The organism is Marinomonas sp. FW-1 (assembly GCF_005222245.1).
GTDB lineage: Bacteria > Pseudomonadota > Gammaproteobacteria > Pseudomonadales > Marinomonadaceae > Marinomonas > Marinomonas alcarazii.
The window spans coordinates 1,663,312-1,688,059 of sequence record NZ_CP025987.1; the positions used below are offsets into that span (position 1 = coordinate 1,663,312).

Consider the following 24,748-nt stretch of genomic DNA (forward strand, 5'->3'; position numbering starts at 1 on the left):
TACATAATGAACATGATGAAACAGTTATTGTCCCAGTCGGGACGCACCGTTTGTCTCGCGCTTGTCTTGAGTTTATGCAGTGCAGCGGCAGGTATTACGATTGTCGGTGGTGTCAATCAGGCACTAGACTCCGGCGTGACGGATATCGGGCAAACACTGGTCTATTACTTAGGCTTAGTAGGGCTGCTATTTTGTTGTGGTATAGGGTCGCAGGTTCTACTTGTTGGTCTCGGACACAAGCTAGTGTATCGCCTTAGAGCGGATCTTGTTCAGCGTATTCTTAATACACCGCTGGTGAAACAAGAAGCACTTGGCGCCCCTGCTTTATACAATGTGCTGACACGGGATGTCACCATGGTAGCTAACGCTATCAAACAACTGCCAATTTCATTGTACAACAGCTTATTGTTAGCCGTTGGCTTGGTTTACTTGGCGTGGCTATCACCATTGTTATTTGGTTTTTTAGTAATGTTAGTTGGTCTTGCTGTATGGGGCGATATTCTGCTGGCTGGCCGGATAAAAAGCATGATGCAGGAAGTCCGTCGTCTGGATGATGATTTATTCCGTCAGTATGAGGCGGTGGTAGAAGGCCGCAATGAACTGGGGCTAAGCCATCCGCGTCGCCAGTTTCAGTTTCAACAGCGCTTTGAACCGACCGCCCAGCAAGCACGAGATACGGCGATTAAAGCCGAAGTGCTGTGGGCGATTAACCTTAACTGGACGACGTTATTGGTCTTCGTGCTGATTGGTTTAGTGTTTGTTGCGGGAACACTACTAGAAAGCGTTTCTCAAGAAGCGCTGGTTGGTTATGTGCTAGCGATTATGTTTTTGCGTACTCCTATTGCCATGATCTTAGAAGCGATTCCAGCGGTGATTCGTGGCAATGTGGCCTTGTCTGCTATTGAACACTTGGAGCTTAGTCAAAGCTCACAAAGCCTATCTGACAACGCCGTGCCAGTGACTAAGCCTGTCACCTTTCAATCGTTAGAACTGCGTCATGCAGAGTATCATTACCCAACCCAAGGTGGCGAGTCCGGGTTCCAGTTGGGGCCCATTGACTTCAAGGCTCAAGCGGGTGAGTTGATTTTCTTAATTGGCGGTAACGGCAGCGGCAAATCCACCTTAGCGAAATTACTAACCGGATTGTATCTACCGACAGTCGGTGAGGTAGCGTTGAATGGTCATTTATTAACGCCAGAAAATGCCGAACAGCATCGCTCCTATTTTGGGGCGATATTTCCAAACTTTTTCCTGTTTGACGATGTGTTAGACGAGCAGGGCAATCTCGATAACCCTAGGGTTCAGCATTATCTCAAGCGTTTGGCGATTGATCACAAGGTGTCGGTTGACGGTGGAAGTTTATCAACTAAAGCCTTGTCTCAGGGACAGCGTAAACGTTTGGCGCTGTTACTACTGTATATGGAAGACCGCCAAGTGTTGTTGCTTGATGAATGGGCCGCAGACCAAGACCCTCTGTTTCGTGAAGTCTTTTATCGTGAAATTCTGCCGGAGCTAAAACAAGCAGATAAAACAGTCATTGCTATTAGTCACGATGATAAATATTTCGACGCAGCTGACCGTTTATATAAGCTGGATCAGGGGCAAATACGACCTTATGTTGTAGGGCGTGACAGCTTGTTTGAAGAGATGAGTGAGCCGTCAGTACGAATAGCTCAAGATGTATAGGGATTATCATTTTTTTCGTAAGTTAAGTAGTTAAAAATAAATCAAATGATATTGATAATGGTTCTTATTAATATTATTATACAGCTATATTAAAAAATGACATGCCTTCTAGGAGCTATTCATAGATGAAGATTACCCCTTTAGCCCAAGCTATACGCAGTGCCTGTACTATGACTTTAATGGTTACCCCAATGCTAGCAACTGCAGAGGATGTAAACAGTTTTCAGTTAGATATGCTATCGGTGTATGGCACAGACTTAAATCGCTATGAATTTGATGAAGCTAATTCGGCAACAGGTTTTAAGGCTGATGTGAATGAATTGCCTCGTTCAGTACAAGTGCTTCCAGAGCAGCTTATTCTTGACCAAAATTCAGACACGCTAGAAGATGTGCTGCAAAACGTTGCAGGTATTACCCGTGCCCACGGCTTCGGTGGTACCGAAAGTCAGGTAAACATTCGTGGTTTTGAGAATAGTCACCTGTTTGTTGATGGTAACCCAGTGAGTAACCGGTTCAATGTGGATGTGGCGACGATTGACCGTGTTGAAGTGATTTTAGGCCCTGCATCAGTGCTTCATGGTCAAGTTAGCCCTGGTGGTTTGATCAACATCATTACCAAAAAGCCAGAGAAAAAGTCAGCGCACAGTGTGCAGCTTGATCTAGATGAGTACGGCGAACAGAAAGTTACTTTGGATAGCACTGGGTCTTTGTCAGATAAGATTCAGTACCGTGTCATCATTGCCCAAGAAGATTCGGACAGTTACCGCGAAGTACGCACCGAAGGTGGCGATCACGCGGCTAATAAAGAAGCGCTAACCATTGCTCCGTCTTTGAGCTACACACCCGATGCAGACAACACTTACACGATTAGCTTCTTGCATGCCAAGCAGAATTTGCCAATTGACCGTGGCGCTGTAGCCGTTGAAAACGGTACAGGTGGTTTGGACATCGCGGATATCCCAGTGGAGCGTCGCTTAGGTAGCCGTTACGATGAGCGTGATAGCACAGAGCAAAAAGTTCAGTTTGATTTTGACCATTACTTCAAAGGTGGTTGGAAGAACCAATTGAAACTTGGTTATTACGAAAAAGAGTTTGATGATTATCAAGCGCGCCCATACCGTGGTCTAAATGACAGCTGGACTCAAGGAACTGGTGCAGTCGATTTTTCAAACCCAGCTAATCTGCTTGAGTTGAGGGGCGCTCAACAAGGTTCGGCTGTTGCAACCAATGGCTTGCTACTTCGCACGGCGGACTCTAACCTAGATGTAACCGAAGACAGTTTGTTCATTTCGGACAGCCTAACAGGGGATTATTACGCCGCTGGTATCAACAACACCTTATATGTTGGCGCAAACGTTCACCAGCGTAATGTGAAACACTCTGATGGCTTTGGTTTAGTCGATGTATCCAATGTATTCGGTGCAGGTGTTTATGCGCCAGCGTTGGATGTGGTAGACATCTACAGCGACAACAACCCAGCCTACTCGAAAGTTTCCCAAACTAAAGTGAGCACCAACGATGCTCAGTACACTGAAATGGGTTTTTCGATTCAGAACTTGTCTTATGTAAACGACAACTTTAATGTGTTAGCGGGTCTACGTTACGACCGCTATGAAATTGACCGTGATGATACTATCTATTATCAACAGGGGTCGGGCGGCACATTTACCCAGCAGGCGGAAGCAAGTCGAGTCAAAATCAAAGGAGATAACGATAACATTAGTGGTCAATTGGGTGCTATGTACCGTTTGAATGATGAAGTGTCGGTTTATGGTTCTTGGTCTGAATCCTTTACACCAAACTATCCTGATGTTACAGCTGGTCAGGTGACTGGCAGCGATAATATGGCGCCAGAAGAAGCGACCCAATATGAGCTTGGCGTTAAGTCTAGCTTTATGGATGACAAACTGCGTTTGACGGCTTCGGTTTATCAACTAGAGCGTAAAAACGTAATGACCTTTGAAAACTTGTTAGCCAAACTAAACGGTGAAGAAGAAACCAAAGGTGTTGAGTTGACAGCAACCATGCAGTTCATGCCCGGCCTGAACGTATTAGCGTCTTATACCCATATGGATGCTGAAATCGTAGATGATAACGACGACAGTGTAGACCGCGAAGGCAACACGCCTTATGGCATTCCTGATCAAAAAGCGCGTATTTGGGGGTCATACGAAGTTCAAGATGGCGCTCTGAAAAGCCTAGGTTTTGGTTTAGGTGCTGAGTACGTTGGCGCTCGTTATGGCAACGATGATAACAGCTTTAAGCTGCCAAGCTACACAGTCTATGATGTGTCAAGTTGGTACTACATCCCAGTAGGGGATGACAAGCAATTGCGGGTTCAGGCAGGTATTAAGAATCTAACGGATGAAACTTACTACCCAGCAAACCTTGGCAATGCCTTCCGCATTAACGTAGGTGATCCGCGAACTTTCTACATGTCGGCTCGTATGGATTTCTAGGGTTTAGAAAGCTAGTTTTCTTTTAGATTAGCGGCTTCCTTAAGGGAGCCGCATTTTTTGTTTATAGATACTCTTCATTTTGGGTATAAGGAAAATGGGATGAGGTTAAGTGTTGAGAATCTAAGTTTTGGTTACCGCAATCAGTCGGTATTGAAGAACATAGATTTAACCTTTCCAGATGCGGGGTTAACTGTATTACTTGGCGGTAATGGCTGTGGTAAAACGACTTTGCTGCATACCTTGGCGGGGTTGCTTACCCCTAAAGAAGGCCGCGTTCTGTTAGAACAAGCGCCATTCTCTTCATTAGGGCGCAAAGCCATTGCGCGTAAGTTGGCATTGCTGCCACAAATGACCTCGGCTCCCGCTGGAGTGACAGTGCGTGAATTGGTAATGCAAGGGCGTTTCCCGTGGCAAACATGGTGGCGACAGTGGTCTAAGGCGGATCAACAAGCCGTTGACAGCGCGATCCAAGCTACAGGTATTGAAGACCTAGTCGAGCGGCCATTAGAGCAGCTTTCGGGCGGTCAGCGCCAACGTTGCTGGGTGGCCATGACTTTAGCGCAAGATACGCCATTATTGCTACTGGATGAACCCACGACTTATTTAGATATTGCCCACCAAGTAGAGTTAATGAACCTCATCGCGCAGCTGTGTGCCCAAGGCAAAAGCGTGATAACCGTCTTGCATGATCTTAACCAAGCTGCTGCGTATGCTGACCATATGATTATGATGAAAGAGGGTAGTATTTACGCCCAAGGTGATGTGGAAAATGTCTTCACTCAAGATAACCTGAAAGTCGTCTTCAATCTGGATGCAGACATTATCCGCGAGCCAAGACGGCAGCAGTTATTATGCGTACCACATACGGATCATGATGGCAGTGTTGCGGACAGTCCTATGCCCGTGGCTAAGGTAGGCTAAGCATGAATGACAGTACAAGCGTTTCAGCCTTGCCAAAGTCTGGGGGTGTCAGCCTCAAATTGATGGGGATGTTGGCCGTAGGTCTGCTACTACTAGTGGTTTGCTGGCTGCATCTTGCGTTAGGGGCCAAGTCTATCGATTGGGCCTTGGTTTGGCAGGCTTTGTTTAACTACGATGCTTCCGATAGTGAGCAAATATTAGTACGTGAAATGCGTATGAGTCGTTTGCTTGTTTCGCTCGTTGTGGGCGCTGCGCTGGCGCTGGCGGGGGTACTGATTCAAGCTGTCAGCCGTAACCCTCTAGCCGACCCCGGCATCTTAGGAATCAACAGCGGTGCGGCGTTTTTTGTGGTAGCTGGGTTGTTATTTGTGTCCGGCAGCCGTTCTGTCTCGGTTCCGTTATTGGCGTTTTCTGGTGCCTTATTTGCCGCGCTGTTGGTGGTTATGCTCACGGGGCGCCAGCAAAGTTCGGGTCGCATGATTTTGGCTGGCGCAGCCGTGGCGGCGCTCTTTTCTGCCATGACTGCGGTATTGTTACTGGTGGACCAACAAGGCTTAGAAAAGCTACGTAACTGGCTGACAGGCAGCATCAGTGCCTCCGATATTCGCAAGCTAGACTGGGTGTGGCCGTATCTAGTACCCGCTATGGTGGGTTCGTTGCTATTGGCAAAGTCACTTAATGCACATCATTTGGGCGATATGGCAGCGTCTGGCCTTGGTGTAAAAGTAGGGCGGTTAAAGTTACTGTCTTTGTTCGTCATCGTCGTGCTATCTGGTTCGGCGGTCGCCTTGGTTGGGCCAATTGGCTTTGTTGGTCTAGTGGTGCCACATATGGCGCGTTTTGTGATTCGCAATGACTTTCGTTGGCTCATTCCCTATGCCTTGTTGTTAGGGGCGATTGTGATGGTTAGTGCGGATCTCATGGGGCGCTTATTAGTGCGGCCATATGAGATTAATACGGGGATCGTTACCGCCCTGATCGGTGCGCCATTCTTTATTGCTCTGGTTATTTGGAGGGTACGTTGATGCGTCAGTTAACGTTTAATCGCCCGATTATTTGGCAACCATTGCCCGGCATGATACTCAGCACTCGTCTGATGGATATCCTTTGGTTGCTGGTGTTTGCTGCACTGTTAGTGGCATGTGTGGTCTGGGCGGTCAGTACGGGCAGTTATGGTTTAGACATCAACAAGGTAGTGCAGGCTTTGCTAACCCCTGAAGCGGTGCCTGAGCGACAAGTGAATCTGGTATGGGAGCTGCGTTTACCTCGTATCATGGCGGCGGTTTTGTGCGGTGCGGCGTTGTCTGTTGCGGGCGTGATTATGCAAGCGATTACTCGTAATCCACTGGCGTCGCCGGGGTTAACAGGGGTCGAATCGGGCGCCAGCGTGACCTTGTTGGTGTTGTTGATTCTGTTGCCCAATGCCTTGCCACATTATTTATTGCCTTTAGCAGCTTTAATAGGTGGCGGTGCTGTCGCGGCTTTTGTTTACATATTGGCTTCTTTACGGGGCTTTTCACCGTTGCGTTTGATTCTTGTCGGCGTGGGCATCACGGCGCTATTGTCGTCGGTATCGGATTTATTAATTACCTATGGTGATATTGAGCGGGTTGAATCCGCTTTGATCTGGTTAAGCGGCTCTTTGCACCAAGTAACATGGCCCGATATCCAAGTCATGGCATGGTGGTCGATAGCCGGGCTATTGGTTTGGTCAACCTTCCGTACTTTGAATTTATTACGCCTAGGGGACTCGGTGGCGTTGAGCCGAGGGGTTAATCCTAAAGTGATGATTCCTGTTTTATTGCTGTTGGCGGTGGCGTTGACTTCGGCCGCAGTGGCGACGGTGGGTACTTTATCCTTTGTCGGCTTGATGGCGCCGCATATTGCGCGGCGTTTTTGTGGTGACCGCCATGGCGTGTTGATCCCGATGGCGGCTATGGTTGGGGGCTTGATGGTGTTACTGGGTGATACCATCGGGCGCATTCTGTTTGCGCCATTGCAGTTACCGAGTGGGCTGGTGATCGTTATGATTGGCGCCCCTTATTTTGTCTTTTTAATGCGCAAAATGCGCCATTGAGTTTAGGCCCAGTGACATTGGGCGATAAATAAATGCTAAGAGAGGTAAAAGTGAAGTTAATCAAATATCTCACCAGTGTAATCTTGGTGTGTTTAGTAAGCACAGTGGCAAACGCTGCCGAGATGCGTGTCTTTGAAAACCGCTATGGCAAGGTGGAAGTGCCTGTACATCCTCAATGCGTGGTGTCTTTGCATGACTTTAGTCTCACCATTCAACTTATGGAGCTTGGTGTTAAGCCATGCGGTTCTTCGGCGCGTAAGAAACTCTGGCAAGACCCTTACTTTCGCGGTGCCGAGAATCGCTTTGATATGAGTAATGTACAATATATCGGTAGTCATAAAGCACCGGATGAAGAGGCCATTGCAGCGTTGCGCCCAGATTTGATCATCGGCATGCAAAGTCAAATTGGCTTACAAGAAAAGCTTTCACATATTGCGCCGGTGGTCATTTTGCCAACCGATGAATTAAGCATCAAAGAATGGGCTGCCCAGCTTGCTGATTTGGTGAATCAAAAAGGCCGTTACCAAGACCAGCTTAAAGAATACAATTGGGTTGTTAGTGAGTTTAAGCGGATTATCCCACATCCGGAAAAGATCACGGTGACCACGCTGGAAATGTATGAAGACAGTATTTATCTAATCGCTCGTGGCGGACTTGGCGAAGTCATCAAAGACTTTGGTTTGAGCCGTCCTACTGTCTATAATGAGGCCAAAGAAGGTTTGGAATATAGCTTAGAGCGTATGAGTGATTTCGACGCCGACTATATTATAGACACTTATGAGCCGTTATATAATAGCCGAGAAGCGACCCAGTCAATACGTGACTCCAAGCAATGGCAAGATCTATTTGCCGTGAAACACCACCAGTTTCTCTATTTCAACCGCAGCCGCTACGGTGAATCTATGGGGGGGCTGATTGGTAATGCGTACTTGCTGAACTCACATATTGCCGAGCGTGATCGTACATTAATGGAAGAATAATGAGCCGCTTTGACTCAGCTATAGACATGGAAAACGGATTTATTTCACAGCAAGGATGTCTTACGGCGCCCTTAAAAGCATCTTGTTCAAGTATCTATTGGTGTCGGTTTGATGTCTCTCGCTATGAAGCAGACCAAGCGGCTATGCTCGATATTGCAGTCCCCAGCTCCCTAAATCGTGCTGCACCTAAACGCCTTGCTGAGTTTGTTGCAGGGCGTAACTGTGCCAGACAAGCGCTCTATGAATATGGCGCAAGAGCATTGCCCAGCATCGGCGATCAACGTCAACCGATTTGGCCTAACGAGCTTTGGGGCAGCATTAGCCACAGCGACGGCATTGCCTTAGCTGTGGTGTCCCCAGACCTAAGCATTGGCCTTGATATCGAATGCATCGTGTCAGAAAAAACAGTGCAAGACACCAGCCACCTAATTCTTACCTTAACTGAGCGCAATCGCTTTCAAGGGCTTCTTACCCCTGAACTCTATACCTTAATTTTTTCCGTAAAAGAAAGCTTCTACAAAGCCGCCTTTCCCTATGTACAACGCTTCTTCGACTTTTCTGCAATAGATGTCATTGATATTCAGTCAGAACAACAGCAATTGACCTACCGAATTAACCAACGCCTAACCGACGACCTCACCAGAGACGTGACTGGGCAAGCGTACTTCTCCCGCCCATTCCCAGAACATATCATGACTTTTTTGGCGTTAAAAACCGTCTAGTAAATTTAACAAAGAAAATTTGATAGTTTTACTAGGCGGTTTTTCAATTTAAAGCTAAAGCTTTAGAGTTTCAAATTACACTATGAAAGTGTATGTGTTGATAAATAATAAAATGCCATTGGATGAAATAGTTTTCTTAACCGGGCGAAACGCCTCATCCAAATTCTTTGATGCAGTTTACATAACCACCAGTTTTTATCAGCTGATGTAAGAAACATTTCTCATATGAAGCGATTTAATCGTAGGTTGACGTGCGAGCTGTTCACAGCCATCTTCTCCTTCAAAGAAAGCCTCAACGAAGCCGCTTATCTGCTCGTTAACCGGTTCTCCGACTTTTCTGCAGTAGATGTATTAGATATTGACTGGTTAAAAGGCACACTTATCTATCGAATAAATGAGGATTTATGTTGGGGCCTGACCACTGGCACACAGGGCTCTGCGTCTTTCCTTACCCCATTCCCAAATACAATCTTAACCATAGTTAGCTTAGGCAAAGTGAATGCCCACTAATTGAATAAATCATCACATATTATTACTGACCTGACCTGACCTGACCTGACCTGACCTGACCTGACCTGACCTGACCCTAACTACTCCACGTAGATCTTTGTGACTGCTATTTTTTATTTGATGAGATAATTTACAAATATTGTATTGCGTAAGACATACTTGCTGGTAATATCAGCTTATGTGCTTCTATACTTGAGGCGTATAATTGGTTCATGATGAACAATGAAATTCCAATAAAAATAACAATGGAGCTTAATTATGACTATCCCTTCAAAATTCTTGTTTCGTGCAAGTTTGGTTGCTGCTTCTGTTGCTGCAGCGTCATCAGCTTATTCGGCAGGTTTTGCTTTAAATGATCACAGTGCTACAGCCTCAGGTAAAGCCTTAGGTGGGGTGGCAGCGTCTAATGAAGATATCTCTGCCAGCTTCTGGAACCCTGCGTTATTTGTGAATGCCAAAGAAACGACCGTCTATGTATCGGGCGCTTATGTTATGCCCAGTATGGATGTGACGGTAAACTCGGCAACTGATGTTACACCAAATGGAGGTGGTTTGCCTGGGCCTCAAGATTTAACTGCTGATGGCGCTACGCAAGATTCCGTTGATAATACCTTGGTACCTTCTGTTTACTTTGCTAAGCCGCTTTCTGATAAAACGGTAGCAGGTATTTCATTAAATGTGCCTTTTGGTTTGTCAGGGGATTATGGGCAAGATTGGGCTGGACGTTTTCATGCGACAGAAACAGCGATTCAGGATATTGCTCTGAGTTTTTCTCTAGCGCATCGTGTTAATGACTGGGCATCAGTTGGCGCCAGTGTTCAAATTCATAAAGCTGAAGTGGTTTTGGAGTCGGGTGTTGGTATAAGTGCAGGGTCAGATCGTGAAGGGATTGGTCGCATTGAGGCCGACGATATTGGTTACGGTTTTGCTTTAGGCGTAATGTTAGAGCCTCAAAAAGGCACTCGTCTCGGTTTGGGTTACCGCAGTGAAGTGGATTTTGATTTTGAAGGTGATGTTAAATATACAGGTAATTCAGCTACCTTAGCTTTTTTACAATCACGTAATTTAGTTAATGCTAATGTTAGTGATTCTATTACCTTCCCTTCTGTTATTACCTTGGGTATCGAGCAAGATTTGACGCCAAAATTAATGTTAGGGCTTACTGCTATACGTACAGGTTGGGGCTCAATGGATGGTATCAATATCAATTTTGATAGTAATCAGCCTAATTCTGTACTTACCTTTGGTTTTGAAGATCAATGGATGTACTCTGCAGGTTTAACCTACGCACATTCGGACAAGCTGACGTTACGTACTGGTATTGCCATGGATAACTCCCCTGTGACGGATGAGTACCGCTCTGCACGTACGCCAGATGGTGATCGTAAGTGGATTTCATTTGGTGCTACCTATGACTTTAATGACATGACGTCTGCGACTTTTGCCTTTACTCATGTAATGATAGACGATGTATCTGTAGATCGTGATTTCACTGCGTCAGGCGAAGAAGATGCTGGTCGTGGTACTTTAGATGCAGATTACAAATCGTCTGCGAATGTTATCTCTGTCGCGATGAATATGGCGTTCTAACCTACCCCTTTTAGAGGTTTAGCGCTTAAAAAAGCCAGAGTTCAATTTTGAACTCTGGCTTTTTAGTGTCTGGGATCTGGTATTTGGGGTGCTGCTTTTTATTGGCAGGAACTTAATAAACCATACGTAGTTCTTTGGCTTTGGCGTTGTCTTGTGCCGTCCAATCAGACAGAGGCGAAGGCTTAGCAAAATAGTAGCCTTGTAGTGTGTTACAACCTAGAGCAGCCAATAATGTGGCTTGTTCTTTTGTTTCTATGCCTTCCGCAATGACTTTCATGCCAAGAGACTCGGCAAGCTTTATCGTTGATTTAACAATGTCTACATGGCGTTGATCACCAGGTAAAGGTGTGACAAAGCGGCGGTCAATCTTGAGTATGTTAGCTGGGATATCTACAAGTTGGCCTAGAGAGGCTTGTCCTGTTCCAAAGTCATCAATGGCGATGGAGTAGCCATATTGAGATAAGCTTCTTAAGCGTTTATGGATTAGGGGGTGAGTCATTACCGAGCTGGTTTCGGTTATCTCTAGTTCCATCATATCCGCCAACCATGGATTGTCTGACACCAAAGTCATAAGTAGGGCGAAGAAAGTATCATTCATTAATTCTTGGCCAGCTAGATTGAAAGCAATGGGTGTATAAATGTGCTCCTTGTGCCATTCCGATAAAGTAGCGACAAGCTCACGAACGAGGTTTTCGGCCAATAAAGGCAATAGACCAAGTTTCTCGGCAATTTTGATAAAGGTGGTAGGAGGAATGAATTTCCCATTATTTTGCCAACGGGCTAAGGCTTCAAATGAACATATTTGCCCATTTGGAGAAACTTGTGGCTGAAGCCAAATCTTGATGTCTTTATTTTTGATGGCAGCGCTGAGTTTCAGACCTAGCTTATGTTCTTCAATGAGTTTGTTTTCAAGGCTGTGATTGTAGTAGGAAAGTCGCTCTGTGCTGCTTGAATATTCTAGTGCCATCTCACAGTGTTCTAATAGCTCTTCTGCGTTTTTTCCATCTGTGTGGTAATAAGCGATACCGACTTGATAGTCCATGTTCAGGCGGCTGCCATTGATCATGATTTGATTAGGCAAAACAGAACGGATAAGTGTCGATAGGTTTTTTTGAATTAGGTAGGCTTGTCCAAGCGGTACAAAGCAAGCGAATTTGACGCCACGTAATCGACCTATAATTGCTTGGTCTGAAAGCTTATTTTGAAGTGTCTTAGCGAAGTTTAGAATAACTTTGTTTGCGTTGTCTTTGCCATATTGTTTATTAAGTAGCTTGAACTGGCTGATTCTAATGATAAACATAGCACCGGTTAGGTGCTTATCTTGCTCTGCAATTCGTTGGTTTATCTGACGGCAAAAATGTCTATGGTTTGGCAGCAAGGTCAGCAAGTCAAAATGCGCTAATCGACTATTGGTCTGTTGAGTGTTTTCGAGTTCTTGCTGGATAGCATACAGCTGCGTATTGTTCTGTAGGTGAAGTGCGTAATGTCCATGTTGCGTCAATGTGACGCGACGCATTTCTATATGCACGGCACTGTCTTGTTTTAATGTGCACTCTACAAGATTAGATTTCCAAAATGCGTTCTTACTATCGGATACCGGTGTTAGCCAATCTATTATGCTAGAGTCTACAAAGTCATGTTGCTTTGGCCCTGTTAGTAATTCACGAGCTAGTTGATTGGCTTTTAATATTTTTCCTTTCTGATCACATAGTAGAGTCGGTGTCCCTGTATTTTCAAAAAACTCTTCATACATAGCGTAATTATCGTTGAGTTTTTTGTTCAGTAGTCTCATGTGGGAAACATTGTTTTCAAGCATCTGGATGATTCTTGAAACAGCAAGTGGTAGGCCAATATTGAGTGTCACAAAAGTAAGCAGCTGGAAGTAAAAAGACGTAGCATCAACTTGCTCAATGTCATTGCTTTTTATTGCTACTAAGCAAAAAGGCAAGAGGTTAAAAGCCATAGCTGCTAGCGACGCTTTAAAGCTGAATAGAAGCCTGGTAATAAGCGGTAACGAGTATAAAGAGACCAGTGCGTATTTTTCAGCATAGGACTCATTACTAAAGTTTAAGAGTAAAATGCTCGTGGTGAGCAGAACCAAAAGAAATAAAACCGCAGTGACTTTTGTGTACTTGTTACTTAGTAGAAGCAACCCAACCAGCAGGCCAAGATAGAGTGTATTTAATCCGATTAACGCAATATCACTATGTGTGAATAAAAAGTGTAAGTCTGAGATGGCAAAGATGCAGATGGTAAGCGCTAATAAAATTCTGAGTGCGCTTTGCTGGAAGGTCTTTTTGCCTCTTCCAAAAGAAGCGTCAGAGTCGGCTAAAAAATAAGTTTTAAGAAAATCAATAAACATTAATCAACTTCATAATGCAAAAGAATATAAGCCACAGTTATTTATGGCTTACGTAAGACAGTACCTAAAAAGTGCTAATTTGACTATGTTAGTTTTGCATTTAAATGAAAATTTACGCGGTAATTGGGTGTAAATGATTGTCCCAATGTAAATCTGTATGATTTTCGATCGATGTGGTTGTGCTTTGTACAGGGTTGCTTTTCAGTATCGATCCGGCTCCACTGGATAACATAAATTCATGCGGGTTGTTGGTGGCTGAAACACCACAAACATCACGGCAATTATCAATACCTAAAAACGTTTTTGAATGGACATGCCAGTAGGCCACTAAGCCGCCCCTTGGGGTGCTTACCGCCAATACCTCCCCCGATGAATCGAAACAAACACTTCCGCAATATTGCTTAAAGCGTATTCTTACTTCTTCTGGAATAGGCAAGTAGTCAAGATTTGATTGCTCAAGCCGGGATAGGGCGACAAGAGGGACTTGATCCCAGATGTCACCTTGATATTGAAAGCCCAGTGCCACCGTACCTTGCTGATTCACATCCAGATGGCGGATGCTTAACTGATGCAAGTCAGCGCTATTTTCGGATTGATTTAATACTTTTCCATTATCTAAATTTAAATAAGTGACATTGGGTTTCATAGTATCCAGATTCAATATTTTTCTGTCTTCATCTGGATGAGTCATGAGGCCGCCGTTGGCAATGACCAAAACATTATCGCCCCAAAGAACGGATTCATGGGGGCCAATACCCTCACTGTTAAATGATTGAATAATGTCACCGCTTGGCCACTGGCGAATGAATATCTTGCCTTGTCCTGATGGGTAATGGTTCTCTTGAGTGATAAGACGTTTGCCATCTTTGCTGAAAAGGGCATGCCCATAAAAATGATGCTCTTTGCTAGGCTCGATACGAGTAATTCTTTGGCCGGTTGAAACATCAAAGAACTCTATAAAGAATCCTGGCCTGCGGGCAACAATTCCAACAATACTTTGATTAGGGTGAACAACAGGAGCGTGTGCTCTATCTGTGAGTGGCGTATTCCATATAAGGCTCCCTTGTTCGTCAAACAAACCAAAGAAGTGCTCTTGCTTACCCAGAGAATATGCAGAGGCATACAGCTTTTTCCCTGGGTTCTGCTGGGTTAATGCGGCCCATGAGGGGGTAGTCATGACAACACCGCTCAAAGCGCTACCCATTGCAAGGAAAGATCGTCTTGAAAGCATCTTAAATTAGTCTCCGTCTCTGCTATTAAAGCCAATTTGGAAACCAAGTTGAGTGACTATGCTCGTTAGGTATGACTGGCTGTTAGAGATTGATTGGACTAAAGGTTTTGCGAGCGCAATGCGTTTTTCTTGTGAGTAGTTGGCATCAGAGTGAAAGAAATCACTAGGTAGCTGAAGTGCTAGCTTAAGGTTTTGCGTAAGCTGTACTTCAAACTTTTCAGCTAGTGCTGGGTCTTTTTGTTTGGCCATGTCAAACAGCGATGGAGAACCTGCGTGATAAATTTCACGATACGATTTAAGGTTTTGCTGAATTGCTTTCAAAGGCAGGTCGCTTCTGTAGAACTCGGCCAATTTCAAATTTTCACGGCCATTATAGCCAATGGGGGTTTCAAGTTTCGCGTCTTTTACGGCCGACATATGCTCGACCCACTGCTGCAAAAATTGTTCTAAAGCGATTTTTTCAGGATCAAATCCCATGCCTTCTTCATCAAACACCCAATCCTGAGCTTTGCCATTTTGCCACTGAGTGGCAACGGCGTCGGCACTTTCCAAATGATGCATTGTGACCTTTTTAAGCAATTGGCAATGCTTAGCAGAATGAATAGGTTCGAAGTCTGGATGATAAAGTAGGCTTTCAATGGCGGTCAGACCGCGTACTGCAATACTGGCTTTTGTCCAAAACTTATGGGCGTCCATAACGTCTGGATTACCTTGAGCAAGTGTTCTAAGTTGGCGTTGAGTGACCCCTTTTTTATCAGGCCAGTATTCAAAGGCGTAATAGCGCATGAAGTAAGTAACGGGACCAAAGTTTAGCCACTGAACTTGCTGCCAATCTAAGGCGTTCTGCTGAAAAGCGTCTTGTGCGCTTTGTAGAGTCTCTTGTGATGGTGAGCCACAAAGCGTCGTGGTGCTTTGTTGTAGTATTTTGGAGGAATCGGAATATGCGCTGTAACCTTGTTTTACGATCTTATCAACAATGCCATTTAGAGGGCCTTCCCATTGGCCTGCTGAAGCTAGCAAAGGGGATGTGGCACTAATCACCAGCGCAATTAGTTTTGGAAAGTGTTTCATTAAAGCGACTCCAAAAAGTAGATGAGTTTTTTTCGATGTTCTTGGTTTAGGCTCTTATAATATTCTTGGCTCTGTTTTGCTTCTCCGCCATGCCAGAGAATGGCTTCTTCAATGTTTCTTGCTCTGCCATCGTGTAAAAAACTCACGCGACCAGAAACCTTATCAGATAACCCCATTCCCCATAAAGGTGCTGTTCGCCATTCAGTGGTACTGGCAGAAAAGCTTGGGAAGCCACTCGCCAGTGCTGGCCCCATATCGTGCAGCAACATATCGGTAAAAGGATAGAATGTGCGATTATTTAAGACAGAAAATTCTGAGTAGTCGCCGGTTTTCATTTTCGGCGTATGGCAGCTAGCGCAACCACCATCATCAAAATAACGCTTTCCTTCTAAAAACGATTTTTTCGTTAAATTGCGCATAGTGGGAGGAGCAGACAGAGAGATAAACAAATCGACTAATCTAGCTTGTTGTTTGTCGACCTCTAAATTGTCTAAGTGGGGACTGTTTCCTGTTGGGCTGGCTAGGCACTCTGTTTGAAATGCAGTGCAGTCTCCGTGTGGGGACGGATTTAATGGCGTGGATAACCCCAAGTCATTGTTAAAGGCAGATTGATTTTGTGCGCTAACCGAGTGTACCGATGCTTTATAGCCAAAACGCCCTAAAAGAATGTTGTCGCCATTTTTTATCCAACTGACGCGACCACTTATCCCGTCATTGTTGCTATCGTCTGGATCTGCCAGGGCAATAATGTCTTTCGCTGGAATATTCTCTAGTAAGCCCATTCCTATTAAAGCTGGTGAAGTCAGCATGGTGAAGCGAGTGCTGTCTTCAAAATCGCCATAATTAAGAGTGCGCCAGTGAAGATTTGGGGCTCTTAGTTCGACTTCTGTACCATCGTCCAATATTTCAATGTGTGTGTCATAAGTCAGGTAGTAATCACCTTCTGGCTGAATACCTGGCGAGCTATGCCCTTGAAATTGATGCCCGTAACGTTTGTCCCCAATATGAGGATAAATATTTTGGGGTGGTTTATAGGAAGTTTGGTAAGATTTACCTAGGCGTATTAAAAAAGATGGCACAGACACGCCACTAACATTTTCTTCAGGGGCATGACCTCGGCCATTATTGATATGGCAATTGTTACAAGAGCGAGTATTAAATAATGGGCCTAAACCATCACTGGCCGTTGTTGATGAAGGTGAGGGCACCCAGAGTTTTTGAAAGACGTTCTTACCTATAGAGAAGTTTAGCTTGTCTTCAACTTCAATGCCGACAAAAGGTTTGGAATAACTGTCGGCAATGGCAGGGTTCTGGAAACAAAAAAAGCTGGCGTAAACGCCAGCTATAAGAAAAAACACTTTTCTAAAATACGCTGTCATAAATAGACAAATACCATTAACTGACTAGATGACAAAGCCTTCCTTGGCTTTTATTGTAAACAAATATTTATTCAAACACAGCGCTAGGGTTATCTAGGCTATCGGAACCTTCAAGCGCAATGCCTTGTAGGTCTAACTGGTGAATAACCGCTTCAGTGGTGCGTGTTTCATCAACCAATGAATCAACGAAATCTTGCACTAGCTGATTTCCTTTTGTGTTATTCATTGCGATCAGAACATCAAAGGTCTGGCCTGTTTTAGCCGCATCGACCATTGCTTGCGCAGCCGCTTCTGTGTCATTTAGCTTTTGCTTCATCTCTGCATCGAGCTGAGGATTTTGCTTAGAGACTAGATTAGAAAGGGATGCGCCTTTTACCCAACTACCATCGACACGTTTGTACTCACCCAAATAGGCATTCTTAATACCTTTGGCATCGTAATAATGTGACCAATGTGTATTGTCAGAAAAGCAGTCATGCTCTTCTTCTGGATCGTGAAGCATTAAGCCAAGTTTGGTACGTTCACCACCTAATTCGCCATACGCCAAGCTTCCCATGCCTGTTAGGATAGTGGACAGGCCTTGTTCAGGCGTTTTTTCTAATAAAGCAGCACGTGCAGCGCCACCTTGTTTCCAGTTGTTGGCCATTTCTTCTAGGTCAGAAATTAGCAAGTCAGTCACAGCAACTAAATAGTCACGGCGGCGATCACAATTACCATTGCTGCAGTTTTTCAAATCATAATCGGTTGCAGGGCGTTCACCAGCTCCAGGATTAGTGCCATTTAGATCTTGGCCCCATAAAAGAAACTCAATGGCGTGGTAACCACTGGCAACGTTTGCCTCGATGCCATCCGCTTCTTGAAGGCTATTGGCAATAAGTTCAGGTGTAATGTGAGTCGTATCGACTTTCTTGCCACCGATATTCAGGCTTTTCGATGCGATAACATTAGCTGTGTAAAGTGGGTTTAAATCGGATTCTGTGCCGTAACTATCGGCTGCAACATAATCGATAAGACCTTCATCTAATGGCCAAGCATTCACTTTGCCTTCCCAATCGTCAACGATGGCATTACCAAAACGGTAGACTTCACTTTGCTGGTAAGGAACGCGGGAAGCAATCCAAGCGTTTCGAGCCGCTTTTAAATTGGCTTCAGTTGGCTTTGCTAAGAAAGTATCAATAGAGGAGCGTAGCGCTTTTGCTGTCGTTAATGAGTCTGCATATACAGCTTCTGCAATGTCGGCATAATGAACAACAACGGAATCTGCAGTAATAGCGCTAGACTCTTGTTTCACTGTGGCTGGACCACATGCTGTAAGCATCGCACCTGTAACGCATATTGCGATGGGGGTTAACAATCGTTTCATGTTTGAGGCTCCAAATTTATTTGTTCTTGCATAATATTGGAGATAAAAACGATTATCAATAACTTTCTTGCATATTGTTTGCGTTTTTGGTGCGGGCGTTATCGTCCGCACTGATATTGAAATGTATTTCCGGCTGTATTGTGAAGATCGTATTCACACGCTTTGTCCCGTAGTAAATCTTGACCTTCCCAAGACACACTCATACTAACAGGTGATTTATGTTTATAGCTTGGAATAAAGCGATAGGCAGCAACCACATCAATACTACTATCTGGGCCTAGCTGAATGGATTGGCCAATCAATCGTTGGCGAGTCTCTGCGTTATACAAGGTGTAATCAGTCGTGTATTCCTGGTCGCCATTTTCATGAGAAAAATTAAGCCAAATTTTACGGTATGTTTGAGGCTCTGATGTCGGATTATTGAAGCGTAATTTCGTATAAATAATTTGTGAGCGAGAAAGGCTTGTCTGTGCATTCTGGCTTACTTTCACATAAGAAGAGTTGGCTTTCTGCCAAGGCATATTCGTACCAAAGGAAGCATCAACAATCTGGATTGTTTCTTTTGCAAAGTGTGCTTCTGCAAATTGAATAAGGTCCTTAGCTGGTGCGTACAAAGCCAAGGCAATAACACTTAGAAGTGCCACTTTATGAATAGTATGAGTAGGGCTTAATAGCTTGATCATATCCACATCCTTAAAATATCTTTACTGTTTATTTATACAGTACTGTATATTCAAACAGTAAATTTGTATAGCGTCTTTTTCAAAAAAAGTTTGCAATTCTCAAAAAAAATTCTTGTTTTTGATCTAAATGATATTTTTTAAATATTTAAAAAATAATGTTTGATTTTATTTACTTAATTGAATTTAAAGGGAATTTTAATGATTCCCACAGCCTTCTTAACGGATTCTGTGGACAAGATCTGGGTGTTTGCTTTTTGCTGTTATTTGGTACAAAAGTAACCCGATTCGATGGCAATAAATGAGCTAGACACTATAATGCAGCCACAAATAAGCGAAGAGGTTGGTTGTGGATAACGTTGATGTGATCGTAATTGGTGCAGGTGCATCTGGTTTAATGTGTGCGGCTACGGCGGCTTACCGTGGTAAAAAAGTAGTGGTATTGGATCACGCAAATAAAGCAGGTAAAAAAATTCTCATGTCTGGTGGAGGTCGTTGTAACTTCACGAACATGGATGCAGCCCCGAAACACTTCTTGTCTGATAATCCGCATTTTTGTATCTCTGCATTACGTCGATTCTCATCGCAAGACTTTGTAGATCTAGTCGATCGTCATGGTTTGGATTATGTTGAAAAGGCACCAGGGCAATTGTTTTGTGAGCACTCTGCAAAAGACTTGCTTGATATTCTGCTGACAGAGCTTGAATGGTCGGGAGCAGAACTTAAGTTAAATACGAAAATTCATAATATCGACTTTCAAGATGGTCAGACACTGGTCAAAACCAGCCAAGGTCACTTTGTTTGCGAGTCCCTTGTGGTTGCCACAGGAGGATTATCCATTCCCACCATGGGGGCAACAGGGTTTGGCTACGAAATAGCCAAGCAGGTTGGTCATGATATTTTAGCGACCCGCGCTAGCTTGGTCCCCATTACGATACAACCAGACCGTAAGGCACAACTTGCAGAACTGTCTGGTATTGCTTGTGATATTTCTGCCACAGCAGATGGCGTGACATTCCAAGAACCAATGCTTTTTACTCATCGCGGTGTAAGTGGCCCGTCTATTTTGCAAATCACCAATTTTTGGCAGCCAGGCGAAGAGCTTAATATCAATATTGCACCGACGTTATCAATAGATAATTTACTTGAACTGCGCCAAAGCTCACCGAAGAAAAGTTACGAAGGGTTCTTATCCAATATTCTGCCTAAGCGATTAGTTGAATTGATCAAAATAGAATTCCCATGGTTAACCGAACGTAGCGCGCAAATATCGAACGACCAAATTGACAGTTTATTTCAGTATCTTTCCAACTTTGACATCGCTCCAAATGGTACAGAAGGCTATCGCACCGCAGAAGTGACCTTGGGTGGTGTAAACACAAATGAGGTCTCGTCAAAAACCTTTGAGTCGCAAAAACAAAAAGGTCTCTACTTTATAGGTGAAGTTCTTGACGTGACCGGTTGGCTTGGCGGATACAATTTCCAATGGGCGTGGGCCAGCGGTTATTGTGCCGGACAGTATGTTTGATTGGCAATGTTTTAGCCAAGACAACTGATGGTAATAAAGCCAAGGTGCATTTTTGTGCAATGATGCCCTTGGCTTTTTTGCTTAGGGATTACAGCGGATATTATTTATCCATTAAGCATATTGCGTAATACGTACTGTAATATGCCTCCATGTTTGTAGTAGTCCCATTCTTTTGGGGTGTCTATGCGTAGGTCGACTTTGACGTTTAATTTTTCTCCATTGTCTTTATCTACTACCAAGGTTACTTCATCGACTTTGTCCTGTAATCCTTCGATAGAGAACACTTCTTGTCCTGTTATTCCTAATGACTCATGGCTTTCTCCGTCTTTAAACTGCAAGGGGAGCACGCCCATACCGATTAAATTGGAGCGGTGTATTCGTTCATAGCTTTGCGCAACGACCGCTTTTACACCTAATAGCAGTGATCCTTTCGCTGCCCAGTCACGAGATGAGCCTGTGCCATATTCTTTACCTGCCAAAATAATGAGCGGTGTATTCTGTTTCTGATAATCCATTGCCGCATCGTAGATACTGGCTAGGTTGTTATCAGGTTGGGTGCGAGTTACGCCGCCTTCGGTGCCGGGGGCAAGAAGGTTTCTCAGTCTTATATTGGCAAAGGTGCCGCGCATCATAACTTCGTGATTACCGCGACGTGAGCCATAAGAATTAAACTGGCTTTTTTCAACACCGTTTTTCTGCAAGTAGGTGCCTGTCGGTGAGTCTGCTTTAATGGTGCCTGCTGGTGAGATATGGTCTGTGGTGACAGAGTCGCCAAGTTTCGCCAAGCAGCGTGCACCCTCTATCGTCGGAATACCTGGTGGCTCGACTGTCATACCATCAAAGAAAGGGGCTTTTTTAATATAGGTCGAAGCATCATCCCAATCGTATAATTTACCGTCTGGAACCTGAATTTGTTGCCAGCGATGGTCGCCTTCATAGACGCTGGCATAGTTTTTTTCAAACATACTTTTGGTAACAGTGGCTTTTACTAAGTCACTTACTTCTTTGACGCTTGGCCAAATATCTTTGAGGTAAATAGCGTTACCTTGTTCGTCGTGGGTCAATGGTTCCTTATACACATCAATGTCTGTTCGCCCTGCAATGGCATAGGCAACGACAAGCGGTGGTGAGGCCAACAGGTTCATTTTTATGTCCTGATGAATGCGGCCTTCGAAGTTACGGTTACCCGATAAAATAGAGCTTACGATAAGTTGGTGCTTTTGAATCGCATCTGATATCTCGCTTGCCAATGGACCTGAATTGCCAATACAAGTCGTACAGCCGTAGCCCACTAGGTTAAAGCCAAGATGCTCTAAATCACTCATTAGGCCAGCTTTTTCTAAATAATCAGTGACCACTTTGGAGCCCGGTGCGAGTGAGGTCTTTACCCAAGGTTTTACATTAATACCTCGTTGTTTTGCTTTTTGGGCGACTAAGCCTGCTGCCAAAATAACGCTTGGGTTGGAGGTGTTAGTACAGCTTGTAATAGCCGCAATAACACAGGCACCATCGTTTAGTTCAAACTCTTGGCCTTTAAATTTAACGTTTGCGGCTCCCATGAATTGTGCTTCGCTCACCGGTTCCTCGGTATTGGAAGCAGGGCCTTCGCTTTCGATAATCTTTTGGTTCTCGTCATTTTTTTCACGACGTTCTATGCGTTCATCCTGAAACTCTTGTAGGTGCTTTTTAAGTACATCGCCAGCTTGGTCGAGGGCAATTCTATCTTGTGGGCGCTTAGGGCCCGCTAAGCTCGGTACCACGTCATCGAGTTTTAACTCTAGGGAATCAGTGTAGTCTGCTTCATCACCATTATTGCGCCATAGGCCTTGGTGTTTGGCGTAGTCTTCAACGAGCTTAAGCTGCTGTTCGTCACGATTAGTTAAACGCAGATAGTTGATGGTTTCGTCATCTATAGGAAAAATCCCGCAGGTGGCACCGTACTCTGGCGCCATATTGGCAATGGTTGCTCTGTCAGCCAATGGAAGGTCGGCGAGGCCATCGCCATAAAATTCGACAAATTTCCCTACCACGCCATGATTACGCAGCATCTCTGTAACAGTAAGTACCAAATCGGTTGCAGTGGTACCTTCGGGTAATCGACCGCTTAATTTTACCCCTACAACTTGCGGAATAAGTAAGCTAATAGGTTGCCCCAGCATGACGGCTTCGGCTTCAATACCGCCGACACCCCAACCAAGAACCCCCAAACCATTAATCATGGTCGTGTGAGAGTCTGTACCGACCAGGGTATCTGGATAGGCGAACTTTTGACCGTTTCTATCTTCATTGAAGACGACACGGGCTAAATATTCTAAATTGACTTGGTGAACAATGCCGGTTGCTGGTGGTACAACTTTTAAGTTGTCGAATACAGTTTGTCCCCAACGTAGAAATTCATAACGTTCTTTGTTTCGGTCATATTCCAGCTTAGCGTTTAAATCAAATGCCCCATCATTACCATAGCCATCGACCTGTACCGAGTGGTCAATCACCAGTTCAACTGGCGATAAAGGGTTTATTTTTGCAGGGTCGCCACCTAATTTTTCCATGGCATCGCGCATGGCAGCTAAATCTACAATAGCCGGTACCCCTGTAAAATCTTGCATGACAACGCGGGCAGGGGTGAAAGCGACTTCAGTAGAGGGTTTTGCGTGAGGATCCCAGTCTAGCAGGGCTTGTATATCTTGGGTTTTGACACTTACGCCATCTTCATTGCGGAGTAAATTTTCAAGTAATATTTTTAAAGAAAAAGGTAGTCGTTTAGCGGCAGAGCCCAGCTCTTTTAAAGAATTAATTTGAAATGCTTCGCCGTTAACTGTGAGTTGTTGCTGGGTGTTGAAACTATCGTTCATCATCGTCCCCTTCATTATCGATAAGGATTTACAGCCGTTTTTTTCTCTTATATGTAAAAAAAGTATATATCATGCTAACGGAATCTGCGGGCACGGAGGGGGAGTGCAATGAACAAATCAAATTGGCTGGATGTTATTTCCTTATTTCAATACGAGTGGTTTTTGCCGTGTGTTCACTTTAATTAAGGCTAGGAGCATAAGAGAATAATTAGCGTCATATCACCTTATGCTCCTTTTAGATTACTTCACTATTTTATAAACCGCAGCAATGTCTTCCTCCGCAAAGCCTGCTTTTAATGCTTGCTTAAACGCTTCGTTGGCAATAGCGGCTGTTGGCAAGGGCTGGTCTAGTTGATCGCCCAAGGCTACCGCAAGGCGCATGTCTTTTTGCATGTGCTTGAGCGGGAAGCTGGTAGTGTAATCGCCCTTCAGTAACATGGCGCCTTTGCCTTTAAACATTGGGTTGGCCATAGCGCCAGCCTCGACAATGTCTAAAATTTGTTGGCCATCTAACCCTGCTTTTTGCCCCAAAGACATACCTTCGCTGAAAATGCTTAGCATGCCGCCCATCATCATATTGACCACGAGCTTCATATTGGCACCTTGGCCGACGTCGCCAAGATAAGGGGACATTTTACCCATGACTTCAAACGCAGGTTTAACATCGTCATATAGAGATTGATCGCCAGCGGCGAGAATAATCAAAGTGCCGTCTTCAGCAGGCTTTTTTGTACCCGAAACAGGTGCTTCTAAAAAACGTCCTCCTGCTTGAGTAATTAAATCCGCGATTTCTTTTGAGGTGGTATCGTCCACCGTAGACATATCTACATAACCACGACCAGCGCCAATGCCTGCTGCAACACCATTTGGGCCTTGGCAAAGCGCCAATGCGGCGTCAGGATCAGACACCATCGCAAAGGTGATATCACAGTGAGCGGCGACGTCTCTTGGTGTTATTCCTTGGTGAGCCCCCAATGCTACTAGCTCATCGCATTTTGCTGAATTACGATTCCATACTGTTACATCAAATCCAGCTTTTACTAAATTCGTGGCCATGGCTTTGCCCATGATGCCTAATCCTAAAAAACCAACACTAGCCATAAAACTCTCTCTTATTTGGTGTTATTTATAACAGTGTAACAAATAGAAAAAGCCATCGTCTTTGACATCTGCAATCTTAGTCTTTATTGCCTTTATTTTTTATGTGACAGCAGCCGATTACAGCACGGATACCATTGGTGATTTGTGTGTGAATTTGAAATGGGAACGGCGTATAGGAAAAGGAAGGCAGCGAATATAAAAGAGGCGCTTATGTAGCGCCTCTTTTTCAACTCTAT

Annotated in this window: 17 protein-coding genes; 9 read left to right on the forward strand and 8 right to left on the reverse strand. The window is 44.5% G+C overall.

All coding sequences use genetic code 11. The features are described 5' to 3' along the window. Positions 1 to 6 precede the first annotated feature (6 nt). The 8 genes from C1X04_RS07770 to C1X04_RS07805 all read left to right on the forward strand — a co-directional run bounded on the left by C1X04_RS07770 (position 7) and on the right by C1X04_RS07805 (position 10,945). A complete protein-coding gene (locus C1X04_RS07770; protein ID WP_137169586.1) occupies positions 7 to 1,686 on the forward strand; it encodes a cyclic peptide export ABC transporter in 1,680 nt (559 codons plus the stop codon). A 125-nt stretch (positions 1,687 to 1,811) separates the two neighbouring features. After that, a complete protein-coding gene (locus C1X04_RS07775; protein ID WP_110571965.1) occupies positions 1,812 to 4,145 on the forward strand; it encodes a TonB-dependent siderophore receptor in 2,334 nt (777 codons plus the stop codon). Positions 4,146 to 4,244: 99 nt separating this feature from the next. Further along, positions 4,245 to 5,066, forward strand: coding sequence for an ABC transporter ATP-binding protein (locus C1X04_RS07780; protein ID WP_137169587.1), 822 nt, complete (start codon positions 4,245 to 4,247; stop codon positions 5,064 to 5,066). A gap of 2 nt (positions 5,067 to 5,068) precedes the next feature. Beyond that, positions 5,069 to 6,091, forward strand: coding sequence for an iron ABC transporter permease (locus tag C1X04_RS07785; protein WP_110571969.1), 1,023 nt, complete (start codon positions 5,069 to 5,071; stop codon positions 6,089 to 6,091). Continuing rightward, entirely contained in the window at positions 6,091 to 7,143 is a 1,053-nt protein-coding gene (locus C1X04_RS07790) for an iron ABC transporter permease (RefSeq protein ID WP_110571971.1), read from the forward strand. The genes C1X04_RS07785 and C1X04_RS07790 overlap by 1 nt, the downstream gene beginning before the upstream one ends. Positions 7,144 to 7,193: 50 nt before the next feature. Then, positions 7,194 to 8,123 (forward strand): ABC transporter substrate-binding protein, encoded by a 930-nt coding sequence (locus tag C1X04_RS07795; RefSeq protein ID WP_254682357.1) that lies wholly within the window; start codon positions 7,194 to 7,196, stop codon positions 8,121 to 8,123. Next, positions 8,123 to 8,845, forward strand: coding sequence for a 4'-phosphopantetheinyl transferase (locus C1X04_RS07800; RefSeq protein WP_137169589.1), 723 nt, complete (start codon positions 8,123 to 8,125; stop codon positions 8,843 to 8,845). Before C1X04_RS07795 ends, C1X04_RS07800 begins: the two co-directional genes overlap by 1 nt. 768 nt (positions 8,846 to 9,613) lie before the next feature. Next, positions 9,614 to 10,945: an OmpP1/FadL family transporter gene (locus C1X04_RS07805; protein ID WP_137169590.1), complete on the forward strand. Its 1,332-nt coding sequence runs from the start codon at positions 9,614 to 9,616 to the stop codon at positions 10,943 to 10,945. A 112-nt stretch (positions 10,946 to 11,057) separates the two neighbouring features. Here the strand turns inward: C1X04_RS07805 and C1X04_RS07810 are convergent, their stop codons facing one another. The 6 genes from C1X04_RS07810 to C1X04_RS07835 form a co-directional block, all read right to left on the reverse strand. Further along, positions 11,058 to 12,908: a GGDEF domain-containing phosphodiesterase gene (locus tag C1X04_RS07810; protein ID WP_254682358.1), complete on the reverse strand. Its 1,851-nt coding sequence runs from the start codon at positions 12,906 to 12,908 to the stop codon at positions 11,058 to 11,060. Positions 12,909 to 13,419: 511 nt separating this feature from the next. Next, positions 13,420 to 14,484 carry a DUF1513 domain-containing protein gene (locus C1X04_RS07815; RefSeq protein WP_254682359.1) on the reverse strand — a complete coding sequence of 355 codons (1,065 nt, stop codon included), beginning with the start codon at positions 14,482 to 14,484 and terminating at the stop codon, positions 13,420 to 13,422. Between the two features lie 60 nt (positions 14,485 to 14,544). Next, entirely contained in the window at positions 14,545 to 15,609 is a 1,065-nt protein-coding gene (locus C1X04_RS07820; protein WP_137169593.1) for an imelysin family protein, read from the reverse strand. Continuing rightward, positions 15,609 to 16,988, reverse strand: coding sequence for a di-heme oxidoredictase family protein (locus tag C1X04_RS07825; protein WP_137169594.1), 1,380 nt, complete (start codon positions 16,986 to 16,988; stop codon positions 15,609 to 15,611). Before C1X04_RS07825 ends, C1X04_RS07820 begins: the two co-directional genes overlap by 1 nt. Before the next feature lie 67 nt (positions 16,989 to 17,055). Further along, entirely contained in the window at positions 17,056 to 18,351 is a 1,296-nt protein-coding gene (locus C1X04_RS07830) for an imelysin family protein (protein ID WP_110571988.1), read from the reverse strand. A gap of 98 nt (positions 18,352 to 18,449) precedes the next feature. Next, positions 18,450 to 19,034 carry a hypothetical protein gene (locus tag C1X04_RS07835; protein WP_110571990.1) on the reverse strand — a complete coding sequence of 195 codons (585 nt, stop codon included), beginning with the start codon at positions 19,032 to 19,034 and terminating at the stop codon, positions 18,450 to 18,452. A 346-nt stretch (positions 19,035 to 19,380) separates the two neighbouring features. On the opposite strand from C1X04_RS07835, the gene C1X04_RS07840 reads away from it, so the two are divergent. Continuing rightward, on the forward strand, positions 19,381 to 20,559 hold the full coding sequence (locus C1X04_RS07840; RefSeq protein WP_137169595.1) for an NAD(P)/FAD-dependent oxidoreductase: 1,179 nt from the start codon (positions 19,381 to 19,383) through the stop codon (positions 20,557 to 20,559). A 104-nt stretch (positions 20,560 to 20,663) separates the two neighbouring features. On the opposite strand, the gene acnA is transcribed toward C1X04_RS07840, so the two are convergent. Continuing rightward, positions 20,664 to 23,411 (reverse strand): aconitate hydratase AcnA, encoded by a 2,748-nt coding sequence (gene acnA / locus C1X04_RS07845; protein ID WP_137169596.1) that lies wholly within the window; start codon positions 23,409 to 23,411, stop codon positions 20,664 to 20,666. A 240-nt stretch (positions 23,412 to 23,651) separates the two neighbouring features. Next, on the reverse strand, positions 23,652 to 24,512 hold the full coding sequence (locus C1X04_RS07850) for an NAD(P)-dependent oxidoreductase (protein WP_137169597.1): 861 nt from the start codon (positions 24,510 to 24,512) through the stop codon (positions 23,652 to 23,654). Positions 24,513 to 24,748: the final 236 nt, after the last annotated feature.

Coding starts and splice junctions, on each gene's coding strand:
- C1X04_RS07790 (WP_110571971.1), top strand. CDS start 6,091: ATGCGTCAGTTAACGTTTAATCGCCCGATTATTTGGCAACCATTGCCC.
- C1X04_RS07800 (WP_137169589.1), top strand. CDS start 8,123: ATGAGCCGCTTTGACTCAGCTATAGACATGGAAAACGGATTTATTTCA.
- C1X04_RS07780 (WP_137169587.1), top strand. CDS start 4,245: ATGAGGTTAAGTGTTGAGAATCTAAGTTTTGGTTACCGCAATCAGTCG.
- acnA (WP_137169596.1), bottom strand. CDS start 23,411: ATGAACGATAGTTTCAACACCCAGCAACAACTCACAGTTAACGGCGAA.
- C1X04_RS07805 (WP_137169590.1), top strand. CDS start 9,614: ATGACTATCCCTTCAAAATTCTTGTTTCGTGCAAGTTTGGTTGCTGCT.
- C1X04_RS07770 (WP_137169586.1), top strand. CDS start 7: ATGAACATGATGAAACAGTTATTGTCCCAGTCGGGACGCACCGTTTGT.
- C1X04_RS07775 (WP_110571965.1), top strand. CDS start 1,812: ATGAAGATTACCCCTTTAGCCCAAGCTATACGCAGTGCCTGTACTATG.
- C1X04_RS07835 (WP_110571990.1), bottom strand. CDS start 19,034: ATGATCAAGCTATTAAGCCCTACTCATACTATTCATAAAGTGGCACTT.
- C1X04_RS07820 (WP_137169593.1), bottom strand. CDS start 15,609: ATGAAACACTTTCCAAAACTAATTGCGCTGGTGATTAGTGCCACATCC.
- C1X04_RS07810 (WP_254682358.1), bottom strand. CDS start 12,908: ATGGCTTTTAACCTCTTGCCTTTTTGCTTAGTAGCAATAAAAAGCAAT.
- C1X04_RS07850 (WP_137169597.1), bottom strand. CDS start 24,512: ATGGCTAGTGTTGGTTTTTTAGGATTAGGCATCATGGGCAAAGCCATG.
- C1X04_RS07785 (WP_110571969.1), top strand. CDS start 5,069: ATGAATGACAGTACAAGCGTTTCAGCCTTGCCAAAGTCTGGGGGTGTC.
- C1X04_RS07825 (WP_137169594.1), bottom strand. CDS start 16,988: ATGACAGCGTATTTTAGAAAAGTGTTTTTTCTTATAGCTGGCGTTTAC.
- C1X04_RS07815 (WP_254682359.1), bottom strand. CDS start 14,484: ATGACTACCCCCTCATGGGCCGCATTAACCCAGCAGAACCCAGGGAAA.
- C1X04_RS07830 (WP_110571988.1), bottom strand. CDS start 18,351: ATGAAACGATTGTTAACCCCCATCGCAATATGCGTTACAGGTGCGATG.